At 34.3% G+C, this 16,509-nt stretch carries 15 protein-coding genes; 7 read left to right on the forward strand and 8 right to left on the reverse strand.

The window, feature by feature from the left end; translation table 11 throughout:
- The first annotated feature begins 160 nt into the window (after window positions 1-160).
- The 5 genes from mnmG (at window position 161) to ACYPZI_RS05110 (ending at window position 5,814) form a co-directional block, all read left to right on the forward strand.
- Window positions 161-2,035, forward strand: a complete 1,875-nt coding sequence (mnmG, locus tag ACYPZI_RS05090) for a tRNA uridine-5-carboxymethylaminomethyl(34) synthesis enzyme MnmG (protein ID WP_459599271.1) — start codon at window positions 161-163, stop codon at window positions 2,033-2,035.
- A gap of 85 nt (window positions 2,036-2,120) precedes the next feature.
- Window positions 2,121-2,672, forward strand: a complete 552-nt coding sequence (locus tag ACYPZI_RS05095; protein ID WP_459599273.1) for an adenine phosphoribosyltransferase — start codon at window positions 2,121-2,123, stop codon at window positions 2,670-2,672.
- A gap of 19 nt (window positions 2,673-2,691) precedes the next feature.
- Window positions 2,692-4,494 (forward strand): excinuclease ABC subunit UvrC, encoded by a 1,803-nt coding sequence (gene uvrC / locus ACYPZI_RS05100; protein WP_459599275.1) that lies wholly within the window; start codon window positions 2,692-2,694, stop codon window positions 4,492-4,494.
- 38 nt (window positions 4,495-4,532) lie between these two features.
- Window positions 4,533-5,606, forward strand: a complete 1,074-nt coding sequence (locus ACYPZI_RS05105) for an acyltransferase (RefSeq protein WP_459599277.1) — start codon at window positions 4,533-4,535, stop codon at window positions 5,604-5,606.
- A gap of 43 nt (window positions 5,607-5,649) precedes the next feature.
- Window positions 5,650-5,814: a hypothetical protein gene (locus ACYPZI_RS05110; protein WP_459599279.1), complete on the forward strand. Its 165-nt coding sequence runs from the start codon at window positions 5,650-5,652 to the stop codon at window positions 5,812-5,814.
- A 125-nt stretch (window positions 5,815-5,939) separates the two neighbouring features.
- On the opposite strand, the gene ACYPZI_RS05115 is transcribed toward ACYPZI_RS05110, so the two are convergent.
- The 4 genes from ACYPZI_RS05115 to sppA all read right to left on the reverse strand — a co-directional run bounded on the left by ACYPZI_RS05115 (window position 5,940) and on the right by sppA (window position 11,098).
- On the reverse strand, window positions 5,940-7,376 hold the full coding sequence (locus ACYPZI_RS05115) for a transglutaminase-like domain-containing protein (RefSeq protein WP_459599281.1): 1,437 nt from the start codon (window positions 7,374-7,376) through the stop codon (window positions 5,940-5,942).
- A 91-nt stretch (window positions 7,377-7,467) separates the two neighbouring features.
- Window positions 7,468-8,283 carry a purine-nucleoside phosphorylase gene (locus ACYPZI_RS05120; protein WP_459599283.1) on the reverse strand — a complete coding sequence of 272 codons (816 nt, stop codon included), beginning with the start codon at window positions 8,281-8,283 and terminating at the stop codon, window positions 7,468-7,470.
- Complete coding sequence (lpxK, locus tag ACYPZI_RS05125; RefSeq protein WP_459599299.1) at window positions 8,240-9,337, reverse strand: tetraacyldisaccharide 4'-kinase; 1,098 nt, start codon at window positions 9,335-9,337, stop codon at window positions 8,240-8,242. The genes ACYPZI_RS05120 and lpxK overlap by 44 nt, the downstream gene beginning before the upstream one ends.
- A 9-nt stretch (window positions 9,338-9,346) precedes the next feature.
- Window positions 9,347-11,098, reverse strand: coding sequence for a signal peptide peptidase SppA (sppA, locus tag ACYPZI_RS05130; protein ID WP_459599285.1), 1,752 nt, complete (start codon window positions 11,096-11,098; stop codon window positions 9,347-9,349).
- A gap of 1,189 nt (window positions 11,099-12,287) precedes the next feature.
- Here sppA and ACYPZI_RS05135 point away from each other — a divergent pair.
- Together ACYPZI_RS05135 and ACYPZI_RS05140 are read left to right on the forward strand one after the other, a co-directional pair.
- Window positions 12,288-13,040: a GDSL-type esterase/lipase family protein gene (locus ACYPZI_RS05135; RefSeq protein WP_459599287.1), complete on the forward strand. Its 753-nt coding sequence runs from the start codon at window positions 12,288-12,290 to the stop codon at window positions 13,038-13,040.
- A gap of 24 nt (window positions 13,041-13,064) precedes the next feature.
- Window positions 13,065-13,754, forward strand: a complete 690-nt coding sequence (locus ACYPZI_RS05140) for an SGNH/GDSL hydrolase family protein (RefSeq protein ID WP_459599289.1) — start codon at window positions 13,065-13,067, stop codon at window positions 13,752-13,754.
- Between the two features lie 41 nt (window positions 13,755-13,795).
- Here ACYPZI_RS05140 and ACYPZI_RS05145 read toward each other — a convergent pair whose 3' ends face one another.
- The 4 genes from ACYPZI_RS05145 to ACYPZI_RS05160 all read right to left on the reverse strand — a co-directional run bounded on the left by ACYPZI_RS05145 (window position 13,796) and on the right by ACYPZI_RS05160 (window position 15,969).
- The gene (locus ACYPZI_RS05145; RefSeq protein ID WP_459599291.1) at window positions 13,796-14,116 is read right to left on the reverse strand and encodes a hypothetical protein; all 321 of its coding nucleotides are present in this window, start codon (window positions 14,114-14,116) and stop codon (window positions 13,796-13,798) included.
- Window positions 14,113-14,331 (reverse strand): hypothetical protein, encoded by a 219-nt coding sequence (locus ACYPZI_RS05150; RefSeq protein WP_459599293.1) that lies wholly within the window; start codon window positions 14,329-14,331, stop codon window positions 14,113-14,115. The genes ACYPZI_RS05145 and ACYPZI_RS05150 overlap by 4 nt, the downstream gene beginning before the upstream one ends.
- A 242-nt stretch (window positions 14,332-14,573) precedes the next feature.
- Window positions 14,574-14,885, reverse strand: a complete 312-nt coding sequence (locus ACYPZI_RS05155) for a hypothetical protein (RefSeq protein ID WP_459599295.1) — start codon at window positions 14,883-14,885, stop codon at window positions 14,574-14,576.
- A 112-nt stretch (window positions 14,886-14,997) separates the two neighbouring features.
- Window positions 14,998-15,969, reverse strand: coding sequence for a polyprenyl synthetase family protein (locus tag ACYPZI_RS05160; RefSeq protein WP_459599297.1), 972 nt, complete (start codon window positions 15,967-15,969; stop codon window positions 14,998-15,000).
- Window positions 15,970-16,509 lie beyond the last annotated feature (540 nt).

A 16,509-nucleotide genomic window follows, 5' to 3' on the forward strand; every position in this document is an offset into this window, starting at 1 on the left:
AAAGAATGAAAATAATTGAACGTTTTTACATTACAGGAATAACTGTAACTGCTGATTGGCATTATTAATAAAACTTTATTAAAAAATATGAGATCAACTACCGATGCGCATTATTAATATAATAATATACTAACTTTGCTCCAAAATATTATTCACACTTATGAATTTCAAATATGACGTGATTGTTGTCGGGGCAGGTCATGCCGGTTGTGAAGCTGCCGCCGCCGCTGCTAATATGGGTTCAAAGACCCTACTGATAACAATGGACATGAACAAAATAGCCCAGATGAGTTGCAATCCTGCAGTAGGAGGAATTGCAAAAGGGCAAATCGTGCGCGAAATAGATGCATTAGGCGGGCAGATGGGAATAGTAACTGATATGACCGCTATTCAATTCAGGATGCTCAACAAGTCGAAAGGCCCGGCAATGTGGAGCCCAAGAGCACAAAGCGACCGTGTGCAGTTTATTAATAAATGGAGAGAAATCATAGATAGTACGGACAATCTTTTTCTTTGGCAAGACACGGTTACATCCCTAGTCATCGAGAATAAAACTGTAGCAGGAGTAAAAACAGCAATGGGTGTCAGATTCTTTGCAAAGTCAGTTATTCTTACAAACGGTACTTTCCTGAATGGCCTGATGCATATCGGCAAAACCAAAATAGAAGGAGGACGGGTATCTGAACCTGCATCTTTTGGAATAACCGAACAATTGAAAGAAGCAGGATTTGCCACCGACCGGATGAAGACGGGAACCCCGGCGCGAATAGATGGACGAAGCGTTGACTTCAGCCTAATGGAAGAACAAAAAGGAGATAATGATTTCCATAAGTTTTCATACCTGGATTTCGAGCCACAAAAACTAAAACAATTAAGCTGTTGGATAACTTACACCAATGATGAAACGCATACTACATTGCGCGATGGATTGGACGATTCTCCGTTATATAATGGGCAAATAAAAAGTATAGGGCCACGATATTGCCCAAGTATAGAGACCAAGATTGTAACATTTGCAGACAAAACAGCCCATCAGTTATTCTTAGAACCAGAGGGAGAAAATACACAAGAATATTACCTGAATGGTTTTTCCTCTTCTCTCCCACTCCACATACAAGTTGAAGCATTGCAAAAAATTCCGGCATTTCGCAATATACATTTGTACCGTCCCGGATATGCCATCGAGTATGATTTCTTCGATCCGACACAATTGAAACATACGTTGGAAACGAAGCTAATTGACAATCTATACTTTGCCGGACAAATAAACGGAACAACAGGATACGAAGAAGCGGGAGGACAAGGGTTAATAGCCGGAATAAACGCCCACATTAAAACACATGGCGGAAACGAATTTATCTTAAAGAGAGACGAAGCTTACATAGGAGTATTGATAGACGACTTAGTAACAAAAGGTGTGGACGAACCATATCGCATGTTTACATCGAGAGCTGAATACCGCATCCTTCTCCGTCAAGATGACGCGGATGTACGCCTGACAGAAAAAGGGTATAACATTGGTTTAGCTAAACAAGAAAGAATAGACCTGTTGAACGAAAAGAAAGAGGAAGTGGATAGGATTATATCTTTCACATCAACCTATTCCCTCAAGCCTGAATACATAAACGAAGGCCTGGTAAAACTAGGAACAGCACCTTTAAAACAGGGATTGAAGTTAAAAGATGTGATCAGCCGTCCACAAATAACAATAAATAGTATAGCTGAATATATACCGGCATTAAAGGAAGAAATAAATAAAATACCTAACAGAAAAGAGGAAATAATAGAAGCTTCCGAGATTATGATTAAATATGACGGTTACATAAAAAGAGAACAAATAATAGCAGACAAGATAACAAGATTAGAAAACATAAAAATAAAAGACAAATTCAACTATGAAAATATACTATCTTTATCGACCGAAGCTCGCCAAAAACTAACTAAAATAAACCCCGAAACCATCGCACAAGCGAGTAGAATCCCAGGAATATCGCCGAATGATATATCTATTTTATTAGTTTTGTTAGGTCGATAAACACCCTGTTCCACGTGGAACAAGAAAAAATAAATACAAAAAACACGTGTGTTCCACGTGAAACATTGAAAGAAAAAAAACAAAAATGAACAAAAAAAACAAAGAACAAAAAATCGAAGAATTAAAAAAAACAGTGAGAAACATCCCTGATTTTCCTATAAAAGGAATACAATTCAAAGATGTCACTCCATTGTTTAAAACGAAAGAATCATTATCCATGTTAACAGATGTTCTCTATGAAGAGTACAAAGACAAAGGCATTACAAAAGTAGTAGGCATAGAATCTCGGGGTTTTATAATGGGCCCAATTATGGCGTTAAAATTAGATGCCGGATTTATACCTATAAGAAAACCGGGAAAGCTCCCGGCAGAAGTATACGAAGAAGAATATCAGAAAGAGTACGGAGTAGATAAAATACAAATACACAAAGACGCCCTTTCTCCGGAAGATATAGTTCTTATTCACGACGACTTACTCGCTACAGGAGGAACTATGGAAGCAGCTTATAAACTAGTGAAAAAGATGGGCGTAAAGAAAATATATGTGAATTTCATAATCGAGCTGGATGATTTGAATGGAAGACGTTTGTTTCCTGAAGACATAGAAGTAAAATCTTTAATTAATTTCTCTATATAAGAAAAAACGCTATTTATTAATGAAGGAATATCTTAAAAATATAATCCAGAATATACCAAACAAACCCGGTTGTTATCAATACCTTGATAGCAAAGGAACCATTATATATGTAGGAAAAGCTAAAAACTTAAAAAAAAGAGTTTCTTCATATTTCACAAAAAAACATGAAGACAGTCCAAAGACGCGAATTCTGGTAAGTAAAATTTGTGATATTAAATACATAATCGTTGACACAGAAGAAGATACTTTATTACTGGAAAACAATCTAATAAAAGAATTTCAGCCACGTTATAATGTTATGCTCAAGGATGACAAATCTTATCCTTCAATAGTCATACGAAATGAATATTTCCCCAAAGTGGAAATAACAAGAAAAATAATGAAAGATGGCTCACAATATTATGGCCCTTATTCAAATGTCGTAAGTGTAAAGACTCTTTTAGAATTCATTCATAAAATGTATTCTATACGGACATGCTCATTAAATCTGACTCCAGAAAAAATAGCAGAGGGAAAATATAAAGTTTGCCTGGAATACCATATAAAAAGATGCATGGGACCTTGTGTCGGATTACAGTCCCTTGAAGATTACAATAAAAGTATCCGCTCTATACAAGAAATATTAAAAGGGAATACCAACATTGTAAGTGATGGAGTTTACGCAGACATGATAAAGCTTGCGGAGAGACAGGAATTTGAAGACGCAAACAAATTAAAAGAAAAGTATCAACTCATTGAGAATTTCAAGAATAAGTCCACTGTCACCAGTTCCATCAAATATAACATCGATGTATACAGCTACGAAGAAGATGAAAATGCTGCATATATAAATTATTTAAATGTATATAATGGAGCTATTATTCAAGCATATACGTTCGAGTATCGTAAACGAATGGATGAAACAAAAGAGGAACTGCTAAGTCTTGGAATAATAGAAGTCCGGGATCGGTTCGGTTCGAAAGCAAAAGAAATTGTAGTTCCCTTCTACCCTGACCTTACAATGGATGGAGTTGAATTTACAATACCTCAGCGAGGAGATAAGAAAAAATTATTGCATCTATCCACGCAAAATGTAAAGCAATACAAAATAGACAAGCTAAAAAAAGCAGAAAGCCTAAATCCTGAGCAGCGGAGTGTAAGAGTATTGAAAGAAATACAGAAAGACTTAAATATTAAGGACTTACCGATCCATATAGAATGCTTTGACAACTCAAATATACAGGGTACAAATCCTGTATCAGCCTGTGTTGTTTTCAAAATGGGTAAACCATCAAAAAAGGATTACAGACATTTTAATGTAAAAACCGTAGTAGGCCCTGATGACTTTTCCACAATGCGTGAAGTTGTGTACAGGCGATATCACAGACTGCTCGAGGAAGATACCCCCCTACCCCAACTGATAGTTATAGACGGAGGAAAAGGACAACTGAGTGCCGCATGCGAATCGCTGAAGGCTTTGAATATATACGGCAAAGTTGCGATAGTGGGTATAGCCAAACGTCTGGAAGAAATATATTATCCCGAAGATTCGATACCTCTTTATCTCGACAAGAACAGCGAATCGTTGAAAGTCATACAACATCTCAGAGACGAAGCCCATAGGTTTGGAATAACATTCCATAGAAATCAAAGAAGTAAAAGCCAAATTAAATCTGAACTTGATAATATAAAAGGAATTGGAGATGAAACCAAACGATTACTTCTCAAAGAATATAAAAGCGTAAAAAGGATTAGGCTTGTAAACGATACAGAACTTGAAAAAATTATAGGAAAACATAAAACTGCTTTATTACGAAATTACTTTGCAGAAAAAGAAATTTAATATTTTTACTAACTTTGACTCCAATTGATTAGATAAATATGATTGAAAAAGTAAATAAAGACCGGATATTATATGCCGATTTATTAAGAATCATCACTATTTTCGCCGTAGTTGTATTTCACATTACTACAAATCGCTGGTACTCAGCATATGCAGACTCTCAATCGGAATGGCATGTAATTAATTTTTTTGTAGCGTGCCTTCGATGGTGCGTTCCTGTCTTTTTTATGTTAAGTGGAGCCATTTTTCTTGATCCAAATTATAAAATAACGTTCAAAAAATTATATACAAAAACCATACCCCGAGTACTTTGTGCGCTAATTTTCTGGAGTATAGCCTACCGATTAATCTCCCCAATAACAGCTTCACTATTAGGAATTAAAGAAATATCATCCGGAGATTTTCATCGAATATACAGCGAAATATTCTTAAGGACTCCATGGCATCATTTATGGTTTTTGTACCCTCTACTCGCTATGTATATTCTCACTCCCCTACTCCGCATTTTTACAGCAAATGCTAAAAAAGAGCATTATCTATATTTCCTGATACTCTACTTTATCTTCGGATCAGTAGTACCAACAATCAACGCACGATATAATGTAAATATTAGCTTTAGTATCAGTGAATTATATTCTTATACAGGGTATTTCATCGCTGGTTATTTCTTCTCAAAGTACGACTTGACAAAGGCCGAGAAACGAATATTATATACATTAGGAATCATTGCTATTTTCGGAACTTATATAGCATCAACTATAACAGGATTGGTAAATGGCGGACCAGCAACCCAGTATTTCGACCGAACTGCACCAAATGTCATGCTAGGTGCATTTTTCGTATTTGTCTTAGTAAAAAATACAGTCAATAATAGTTCGAAAATACTTAAATATCAAAACAATAGATATATAACCTTACTGGCCAACTGCAGTTTTGGAATATATTTAGTACATGATTTTTTCAACGTGGCTTTAAATTTATTGAATATCAATACCGGAACATTTCCTGCAATATTATCCGTACCAATATTGTCAATAATAGTCTACCTGGCTGCTCTTTTAATAGTATTGATAATTAGAAAAATACCGGTTCTTAATAAATGGATTATTTAACATATACCAAACAAAAGGTATAATGTATTTGTGTTCATAGTACATGACAAAAAATATTGCAAAATCTTATATTGCCCTTACAGGGCGCGGTTTCAGGGGATTTCATTTTCCCACCCAAGGCGTTGCCTTTGGGCTATATTATGTAACCCCTTCAGGGCATCAAGGAAAGAAACAGGCTGAAGGCCTGATATATTCCAGCCCGGGGTAACACCCCGGTGAGATAACAACCGAAGGAATTACGCCCTGTAAGGGCAACATAATAAGTCTTTTAAATGTATGTAAAATATTTTTTGTCATGTACTATGATTTGTTTTATATAAAATAAACGATTATTCATAAACCTAAATATTCAACATCTATATCCCAATTCCACTGATTGAAATAAATATTTCCCCCACTCCACTCAAGCTCACCACGTTGAAAATCGACAGTTTCACTACGCGGATAAATTTTAGCCGGAAATAAAGGTTGTGAATAGTCATCATTCACTATCCAACGGTAAGCATCGATCCCGTTCAAGAAAAAATACCGGACATCGCCGTCCAAATCAAGATCACGTCTACCAAAAGATTGATCAACCGGCACCCATCCTATTCCCTCATAGTAAACCTCTGCCCAATCGTGAAGATTCAATCCATTTGGATGCGTCATAAAGCCGCTTTGCCACTTAGCAGGAATACCATTGTATCTTGCAAGAGTAATGAAAAGAAGCGCTACCTGCCCGCAGTCTCCGTGCTTATTATCTATCACATACTCGGGTATATTCTCCAGAGTAGAGTATTCACGGGCTCCCGCCCATGGGTAATTGTCATTTATATAATCAAAAATCTTCTTTGTTATTCGATAAGGATCCATTTCATTACCGACAATTTTCTTCGAAAGCTCCTTTATCTTATCAGTAAAAATAACATGCGAATCACGTTCTGCCGTATATTTTTTATACAATTCACTACTCTTATCATATGGCTTTATCTGCTTATTCGCCAAATCAAACCACTCAGCGGCAGAAGAATAAGAAAATTCGATAGAAAAAACCATTGGTATGTCCTTTTCGGAAACCTTTTGCATATACAGAGTACGATGAGCATACCCGGGAGGGGATATTACATAATTTGAATCATTTACAGATATTAATTTTACATCTTTTTGTCTCCGGTTATCTTCACGAGGATAAGGAAGCCAACAACGAACGACCTCTCCTGCCGGAACAACATACGGTTTAAGAGTTACGGTGTATTTTACCTTCATCTTCACAGGATCAGCCTGTGTCGTATTTGTATTTTTAAGAGAGGCTACAACCGCAGGTAAATGAGTTCTTAACACTTTTCCTACATTATCTTCCTGAGAGCCGTCTATTTCTATTTTCCGTTTTATCGCATCTTTATTTATTCTGAAAAGATTAGGCGCAGCCCTACTCATATACTTTTTTTCACCATTGATAAGCTTCATTTCCAAGGATTTTTCAGCCTCCCAAGCCAACATCATTTTATCATCCACATCAGGATAATACTTTTTAATATACTCGATTACATTATCTTTTGATTTAGAGAAATCGATGGATGTTCTATCTAAAACATCTTTCTTGAAATTAAGATCGTATATCTCTTTTGCCGAAAGGTTGTTTTGTGCGATATACAGATCGATTGATTGTTTCGCCTTGTTAAAGTCTCCAGCTGCAATTTCAGCATTTATGACTTTCAACGTTACATTTTGTGCCTGAATCGAGCTCCAGGCAAACAATAAAAAGATAAAGATAAATCGTGATTTCATAGTAAAATATTAAATAGGATATTGATTGTAAAGGTAATAAAAAAGGATACAGAAATAATCTGTACCCTTCATCTAAATAATATATTAAATGTTAGTTGATCCGTTTTATCACTTCCTGCATGATGAATGCCATTTTGGGTTGAGCTATTTTAGCCGCTTCCTGCACATCTTCGTGTGTTACCTCTACTATTTTACCAATTACACCCAGATCGGTGATTATAGAGAACGCAAGCACCTTCATTCCGGCATGATTGGCCACAATAACCTCCGGAACTGTGGACATACCCACAGCATCGCCTCCTATAATACGGAACCAATTATATTCGGAAGGCGTTTCAAATGTTGGCCCTTGTGTACCTACATATACTCCATGCTGCAATTTTATATTACTCTCTTTAGCTATTTCCATAGCCAACAAGCGCAGTTTTTTATCATATGCGTTGCTCATATCGGGGAAACGGGTACCAAGCTCTTTATAGTTCTTACCACGAAGAGGATGTTCCGGAAAAGTATTTATATGGTCATCTATAAGCATAATATCACCTATATCGAAGCTACCGTTCATTCCACCGGCAGCATTGGAAACAAATAAATATTGAATACCTAAAGCCTGGAATACGCGAATAGGAAATGTAACTTCCTGCATATTATATCCTTCATAATAATGAAATCTCCCTTGCATAGCCAAAACAGGCTTTCCTCCAAGCTGACCGAAAATCAGTTTGCCACTATGTCCCTCTACCGTAGAAAGAGGAAAATTGGGAATGGTATCGTATGGTATTTCTTTTTTGTCACTTATTTCATGTACAAGTTCGCCAAGACCCGTACCCAGAATAATAGCAAAATTGGGTACTGCTTCTATTTTACTTTTTATAAATGATGCGGTTTCCTTTATTTTCTCTAACATGTTTATATATTTTATCATTAAACTCTTCCTCTTTATCAACAAATGCCACCTCAATAGGTAAATAATATAGATTCGTTTTTATATCCTCATCTATATCATTTCTTAAAACCAAACGGGTTGCATCTTTTTCAGTAACCAATATCAATTTGTTTTCTGACGTTATATTTCTGAATTCACTCGTAATATGTCTTATATCTTTTGCCTTAAAATTATAATGATCTGAATATACGAGAGTTTGCACCTTATCTGTATATTCTGACAACTTATCAATGATCATGTCGGGCGACGCTATACCTGTGACCAGTAAAATAGATTTTGCAAACAAATTATCCAAAGATAATTCTTTATTCTCATTTGCAAAAACAGGTTTTAAAGCCTTGTACACAAGTGTAGTAAAATATAATCCCTGATAAGGAAAAGCATTTATATCATGAGAAATAATACGGTAATCGATAGGTTGTAAACCTAACGGACATTTGGTTACGATGATAATATTCGCATTGATCATTGCCGAAGCAGGCTCTCTCAAACGACCGGCAGGTAACAATACATCGTCATATACAGGCCTGTTGAAATCGGAAAGTAAAATAGTATAAGAAGGCTTTACATACCTGTGTTGGAAAGCATCGTCGAGCAAAATTATTTCAGGAGGATTTTCCAGAGATAACAGTTCTTTTATGCCTCTTCTTCTATTGCCATCGACAGCAACGATTGTATCCGGAAATTTTTGCTTTATCTGAAACGATTCATCGCCTATTTCCCTACTGGTAGAGTCGATTGTAGCGAGAACAAAACCTTTTGATTTTCGTTTGTATCCTCTACTCAACACCCCTACCCTATATTTTTGTTGTAGTAATTTTATTAGAAGTTCGGTATGCGGGGTTTTTCCTGTTCCACCTACCGTAATATTACCTATACAAATAACAGGAACATCAAATTCTTCGTGTTTTAACAGGCCCCAATCGAAAAATTTATTCCTGATATATACAATAAACCCGTACAACCATGACAATGGTAATAACCACTTATTGATGTGTACGGGTTTATTATTTATCATTATATCTTATCTGACATTAATATCATAAGGCATACGTGCCTGAACAAAATCTTGTTCTTTAATCTCTTTTATCGTTTTAAAAATCTGGTAATCGTTACCCAAATATTCTTTTAAGGCTTTGGTTGTGAGTTCTTCTTTCTGATTATTAAACAAATTAGCCCAGAAATCTTCCTTTTTAGGGAAACTACGCAAACCATAATCTTCTAATTTTGCCAATTTAGCAGCTTCTGCTATTGCAGTATCCAGATTTCCCAAAGCATCCACAAGACCTATTTTCAACGCTTGCGCTCCTGTCCATACACGTCCCTGAGCTATCAGATCAAGAGAATCTTTAGGTATTCCGCGTCCATCCGAACAGCGTGTTAAAAACAAATCATACCCGCGTTCTATATAGTTTTGCATAGCAGCTTTTTCATCTTCCCTCATCGGACGATTAGCATCTCCAAAATCAGCCATTTTATTTGTCTTCACATTATCATAAGACAATCCGACTTTTTTAGTTATCCCCTCAAAGTTAGGAAACATACCGAATATGCCAATAGATCCGGTTAATGTATTTGGCTGCGCAATAATTTTAGACGCGTTACATGAGATATAATATCCTCCCGATGCAGCATAATCGCCCATAGATACTACTACCGGTTTCTTTTCTTTCAAATCGGAAATGGCTTTCCATATTTGTTCTGATGCATAAGCGCTTCCTCCGGGAGAATTAACACGGAAAACAACAGCTTTTATCTTATCATTGTTCTTCAGTTTTTCTATCTCTTTTACAAATCTCTTATCTGTTATACCTTCCTTAGACGATCCGTTAGTGATAGAACCCTCGGCATAAAGAACGGCTATTATGTCCTCCGATTTACTTGGCTTTTTAAACTCTACTGTAGTCATATCTTTGATAGATGCAAAACGGACATCTTTTACTTCTTCTACGCCTACTAATGTTTTTATATATTCTTTGACAGCCGGTTCATACAATAATGTATCCAATAAGCCATCTTGTACACATATCTCAGGTTTTCTGAAAAGGGCAAGAGAATCTGTAATTAAATTTATCTTTTCAACAGACATCTTTCTCGATTCTGATATATCGCTTGTGATAGTAGACCACATATCATTAAGAAACGACGTTACCTGTTCACGGTTAGCATCACTCATTTTATCAAGCATAAAAGGTTCTACAGCCGATTTGAATGTACCTACCTTAAATATCTGCATCTCTATACCAATTTTATCAAGTAACCCTTTATAGAAAGTGGGAGAAACAGAAAGCCCGTGTAAATCGAGATTACCCTGAGGGTTCATTATTATTTTATCAGCTACCGAAGAGAGATAATAACATCCTTGCAGATATGTATCACTATAAGCGACAATAAATTTCCCGCTCGATTTGAAGTCTGCAAGCTGGTCACGTATTTCTTTCAAAGAAGCGCTTGAAGCGGAAACCATACCTGCATCGATATATATTCCTTTTATTTTATCGTTTTCTTTTGCCTTCTTTATAGATGCGAGAACATCGTCTAATCCTATCTGATCTGCTTCACTTAATCCTAACATTTCCATGAGTGGATTAGAATCAGCTCTTTCAACTAAAACACCCTCAAGCTTTAATGTTAAAACAGTGTTCTCTTTTAAATTATATTTTTCGTCAGAACCTAATGTCATGGCCATCAAAGCAATAACACCTATCAAAATAAATATTCCGATGACGATAAAACATCCCAGAATAGAAGCTAATAAACTTTTAAAGAAATTCATTTTTTTACTCTTTTATATTAACTAATCAACAAAATTATATATTTATCTGTAAATATGCTATTTAAAACATATATAAAATAAGTCGCACAAAGAAAAATAAAATCACAAACAATGTATTTTCACTCATATATAATAAAATAAGCTACCCATTTTTAGGGTAGCTTATATATAAAATTGAAGCAGTTTTATTCAAAATACATTTTCCATAATAATGCAGGACTCCAAAAAGGATATTTTTTTAAGATATTCTCATTCGGATAAAAATTTCTCTTCTTTACATATATATAATCGGCTATTGGTTTATATATAAAGATGTAAATACCTAGAAATATAACAAAAAATAGACTATTAGGATATACAAAAAGGAAAAGAATAGTAGGAACACAGAATCCTATTATTAACACAGTAAAATACAATAATTTTAACTTAATCATATTTTTCATTATAAAGTTAAACTTTTAAATTAAGTAATGGAAAGTATTTATTACAACATAATTTTCGTTTTTGTCATGCTGAGGAACGAAGCATCTCTTGTCAGTTCCGCTTTTAAGGAACAAGATCCTTCGTGCCTCAGGATGACAAAGAGAATGTTGCATTAATTATCATAGATTACTTAAAGATTTAGTTAGTTTGTGATACGTATCTGATGTAAAGATGAAGAAGAAGAATGAAAGAAACAATATATTCAGAGCCTCATATAGATTTTTATTAATATTAAAAATATTAAAATATTGATTATAAATATATTATAAATTTCATCATATAGATTTTTCTTTGTTGATAACCTTGTTGATAACTGTTGAAACAATTTAAAAGAAACAATATTGTTTTCCGTATTAAAACAACATATATAAAATTTACAGCTATAAACAATTAAAAACAGACCTTATTTATAATTGATATTTGAAAGAGTTATAAACATCAGGAAGAAAAGTAGGATACAAATACTTTTCAACACCATGAGTTTTCAACACTATTTTAATAAAGTATATAATAGGCTTTATATAAATAATTTATATATTTTTGTTTCTTTTAATAACCTGAATATATAAGATAATAAGATTTTAAAAATAGAATATGCAAGTATTTCCTTTACAAATAATAAACAGTATTAACAGGCTATTACGATCACTATATTTTTTTAAAGTTCTAAAAAGAAATTAATATTAATATTATTTGATGATAAAATATGAACAAGAGAAAAAAGGTCTTCATTGTTTTATTCATTATTTCCGTTGTCTTGAACATAGCCCTTGCCGGATATGTAGCTTTAGATTATTATAGAAATAAAAGGAATAAAGATATATTTAAGCTCAATGCTTATGCTTGGATGAATAGCCAGCTTGAAATACCAAAATATGATGAAAATAGAGTCGTTTTCATTGGTAATTCTATTACAGAAAACTGGATACATTTACGATATAAATTCTTTAGCGAAAATAACTATATATGTCGTGGAATAGGAGGTCAGACCAGTTCTTTGTTATTGCTTCGTTTTCGGCAAGATGTAATTGAATTGAAACCGAAAGTAGTAGTCATAAACGCAGGAATAAATGATATAGCAGAGAATACAGGTACTTATGATCCTGATTTTACACTTGGTAATATAAAATCAATGGCCGAATTGGCTAAAATAAACAATATAAAAGTAATTTTATCATCTGTATTACCGTCTAATGGATTTGGATGGAGAGGTGGCATAGAAAATATTCCTGAAAAAATAAATCAACTTAACGACAAGATAAAGTCTTATGCTCAGGAAAATGGTTTTTATTATGTAGATTATAATACTCCTATGAAAGCTGAGGATAGTAGTCTGAAAGCCTCATATACTTTCGATGGTTTACATCCTAACGAGGATGGGTACATAGTGATGGAAACTCTTGTTCAGAATGCAATAAATAGTATTTTAAATGATTCACAAACTACAAAAAACGAATAATATATACATTTAAATTTTTAATATATGAAAAGATTTATATTTGTTACTTTTTTAATTTCTTTTACCGGCTTATTTTGTAATGCTCAGAAATTTAATGAATTAATTAACTTGCAGAGATACGAAAAAGCGAATGCTGAACTACCATTACCTGTTAAGGGTGAAAAGAGAGTTGTATTTATTGGTAATTCTATCACTCAGGGATGGGTGAGCCAACGTCCTGATTTTTTCCAATCTAATAACTATGTGGGCCGTGGAATAAGTGGGCAGACAAGCCCTCAGTTACTGTCTCGTTTTCGTCAGGATGTACTCAATCTTAAACCTGTTGCAGTTGTTATTAATATTGGTACTAATGATATAGCAGAAAATACAGGTAGTTACGATCCTGCTTTTACGTTAGGTAACATTATGTCTATGGCTGAACTTGCTAAAGCAAACGGTATAAAAGTTATTCTGTCTTCGGTACTGCCCGTTGGTGAATATCCATGGAGAAAAGAAATAAAAGATGTACCGGATAAAATTGAAGCTCTAAATGCAGGTATCAAAGCATATGCGAAGAAAAATAAGTTTGCTTATATAGATTATTATGCTGTGATGCACGATGAAAATAGGGCTCTTATTAGCAGTTATGGTAAAGACGGTGTCCATCCTACCGATGAAGGATATGCCATAATGGAAAAAGTAGCGAAAGAGGTAATAGATAAAGTGATAAAATGAAGTTTGAAGAAAGATACAAAATTGAAAGCTTATAACAACGTCTATGATAAATATTGTGCACACGTATGATTATTACCTATGTACCTGATGTAATAGATATCGTCCTCGTAGTTGAAGAATACATACCATGACGTATTATTATTCTTTTTGAATAAGGAATAATGCATGCATTTGCCATATCGGTTGAAATAAGGAGGGGCTTGTTTCTTGCTTTTCTTGTCAATAGTAGTTTTTATCTCTATAACAAGATCATATACATATTTTTTAGCGACGTCTTTAAATCCAAAGTAATCGTTATCATAAAGTACCTCTACTAAATCGGCTAAGTAATCAGAAACTTCAGGCGAAAATATAACGGTCATTTTTTATCTTTAAAAGCATCTATCCGTTTATGTACTCTTTTTACCAGTTCCTCGGCTGTTATTCCCCGTGCCATATCCTCATTTGTAATAAGCCTTTCTTTCACCACCAGGTGAATTAGTTTGTTCCCGCGCTTGATTACTACTTCTTGTTTTTCCGCCAAATCAAGGTATTTCTTTTGTTCGGCCCGTAATTCTGTTGGACTAATGACTATCATAATTCTTTGCTTTAAAGTTATAATACAAATGTACAAAAATATGTACTGTATTTCAGTAATTAAAATAAAAAAATTGAAAGCTTATCACAACACGGTCTATTATCTCTAACATAATTTGGAAACCAGATACGATTAGTTAGGAAAATTGTTTACCGCTAAAAAGATCACGTCGGGTAACAGGCTTCGGCAGATCGAACACAGGCAAAGAAATAAAGCGGTAATAATACCGCTCTACAAGTTAATTATTCTTTCTCTTTACTTATAATTTCTATCAAATAATAGTCATTTCCAAATAAATCTTCGACAGGTTTTTTATTTTTATTCTTTTCTACCACCTTTACTTTGATAACAAATATATACCCTTCTTCGTATTTATCCTCAAAACCTTCTATATAATCGATTACATACTCTCGATTCTCAGAATCCGTTACAGCATAGCCCATTAGGATGGCATCTCCAAAAGGCAGATGGTATTCTGCCTTATGTGCTGCAACTGTTAATGTTTCTACTTTGTAATCGTCTTTATCACAAGAAAAAAGAAATGAGGACAACATTAGAATTAATAAAAATTTAAATATTTTCATAATAATAATTAGTCTATTGATATAAAAAGAACTAAGATACAAAATTGAAAGCTTGAAACAATGCAAATCAGGTAACTAATTATCAATAAGCTCTTTCCACAATATAATCCACTGTTGTTTCTAAAGCTTCGCGTACTTCAACTTTCTCTATAGTGCTTATTAGTTCCTCCGCTTGAGTTTTCAGTTCCTCTATCTTTTTGTAGGTATAATCAATACCTCCATTATTTTTTGCGTAATCTATAAGTTTTAGGATGTTATCGTTTGTATAATCGTATGAATATATAATAGAAAGTAATTCTTTTTTATCTTCTTCTGAAGCATTTTTCAGGCTATATAATAAAGGGAGTGTGATTTTTCCTTCCCGTATATCATTACCTGTTGGTTTACCTATAGCATCGGTAAAATAATCGAATATATCATCTTTAAGCTGAAAACATAATCCGAGCAACTCACCTAATTTAGTAAATTTACCGACTTCTTCTTCTGAAGCATTTACAGATATTGCTCCAATACGCATACATACCGACATAAGTGAGGCTGTTTTCTTTTTTATTACCTGAAAATATTCATCTTCATCCAATATTAATTCTTTTACTAAAGAAAGTTGATTAAGTTCTCCTTCAGCCAGGTCGCGGCCAAGATCGGATATATTCGATATAATTTCTATATTTCCGGTTATAACGCTTTTTATAAGAGCTGTGGAAAGAAAATAATCTCCGGCTAGAACAGCCATTTTATTATCATAAATGGCATTTAAAGAAGCGGCTCCTCTTCTTACTTTAGATTCATCTACTACATCATCATGTATAAGAGAAGCAGTGTGTAATAACTCTATTGTAAGAGCTGCGTTATATGTAGTATTATTAATTTCTCCGCAGGCTTTTGCAGCAAGTAATAATAAAATAGGACGTATTCTTTTCCCGTCCGACTTCATTATATAATCTATTATTTCCTGAATTCTTATATTCTTACAAAAAACAGATTCTTTGTAAAATGAATTAAATATCTCCAGTTCACTTGCTACAGGTTTAGCTATTAAAAGCTTTTTATCCATATCATAATTTAGTTGAAATGCAAATTTATAAATAATTCGGCTCTCAACCTTATATATCTGTATTTTTATAGGGCAATCGCACGAAAAAGTGAAAAGTGAAAAGTGAAGAATGGCGCGAAGCGACAATAGCAGTCATCAGCCAACAGCCAACAACTTGTACCTCGTATCTCGTCTACTCGTATCTTTTTAACTAAAAAGTAACAAACCTCCACACTCATTTTTTAGCTGTTAGCCGATAGCTTTTAGCTGTTAGCCCCTTGCTCGCGCGGCTACCCTCTTTGTCATCCTGACCGCAGGGAAGGATCCCGATCCCCGAGACAGGAGATGCTTCCTGTCGTCAGCATGACAAACCAGAAAAAACATATGCGACAACACATAATAATCTGTACTTATTTTAACTAAAATGTAACATTTTCCACACTCATTTCGTTTTTTACTTTCTGGATTGCTTCGGGCGAACCCTCGCAATGACGAGAGAAAAACTCCTTCCTCCCCCTGCTGGCGCGGACTTCTAGTCCGTGTCTTGCTCGATAGAGCAAA

Source organism: Dysgonomonas reticulitermitis (assembly GCF_054601275.1).

Excerpts from the sequence above, each read along its gene's own strand:
- uvrC (WP_459599275.1), top strand. The coding sequence starts at position 2,692 with ATGAAGGAATATCTTAAAAATATAATCCAGAATATACCAAACAAACCC.
- ACYPZI_RS05110 (WP_459599279.1), top strand. The coding sequence starts at position 5,650 with ATGACAAAAAATATTGCAAAATCTTATATTGCCCTTACAGGGCGCGGT.
- ACYPZI_RS05115 (WP_459599281.1), bottom strand. The coding sequence starts at position 7,376 with ATGAAATCACGATTTATCTTTATCTTTTTATTGTTTGCCTGGAGCTCG.
- ACYPZI_RS05135 (WP_459599287.1), top strand. The coding sequence starts at position 12,288 with ATGAACAAGAGAAAAAAGGTCTTCATTGTTTTATTCATTATTTCCGTT.
- ACYPZI_RS05140 (WP_459599289.1), top strand. The coding sequence starts at position 13,065 with ATGAAAAGATTTATATTTGTTACTTTTTTAATTTCTTTTACCGGCTTA.
- ACYPZI_RS05155 (WP_459599295.1), bottom strand. The coding sequence starts at position 14,885 with ATGTTGTCCTCATTTCTTTTTTCTTGTGATAAAGACGATTACAAAGTA.
- ACYPZI_RS05105 (WP_459599277.1), top strand. The coding sequence starts at position 4,533 with ATGATTGAAAAAGTAAATAAAGACCGGATATTATATGCCGATTTATTA.
- ACYPZI_RS05120 (WP_459599283.1), bottom strand. The coding sequence starts at position 8,283 with ATGTTAGAGAAAATAAAGGAAACCGCATCATTTATAAAAAGTAAAATA.
- ACYPZI_RS05160 (WP_459599297.1), bottom strand. The coding sequence starts at position 15,969 with ATGGATAAAAAGCTTTTAATAGCTAAACCTGTAGCAAGTGAACTGGAG.
- ACYPZI_RS05150 (WP_459599293.1), bottom strand. The coding sequence starts at position 14,331 with ATGATAGTCATTAGTCCAACAGAATTACGGGCCGAACAAAAGAAATAC.
- mnmG (WP_459599271.1), top strand. The coding sequence starts at position 161 with ATGAATTTCAAATATGACGTGATTGTTGTCGGGGCAGGTCATGCCGGT.
- ACYPZI_RS05095 (WP_459599273.1), top strand. The coding sequence starts at position 2,121 with ATGAACAAAAAAAACAAAGAACAAAAAATCGAAGAATTAAAAAAAACA.
- ACYPZI_RS05145 (WP_459599291.1), bottom strand. The coding sequence starts at position 14,116 with ATGACCGTTATATTTTCGCCTGAAGTTTCTGATTACTTAGCCGATTTA.
- sppA (WP_459599285.1), bottom strand. The coding sequence starts at position 11,098 with ATGAATTTCTTTAAAAGTTTATTAGCTTCTATTCTGGGATGTTTTATC.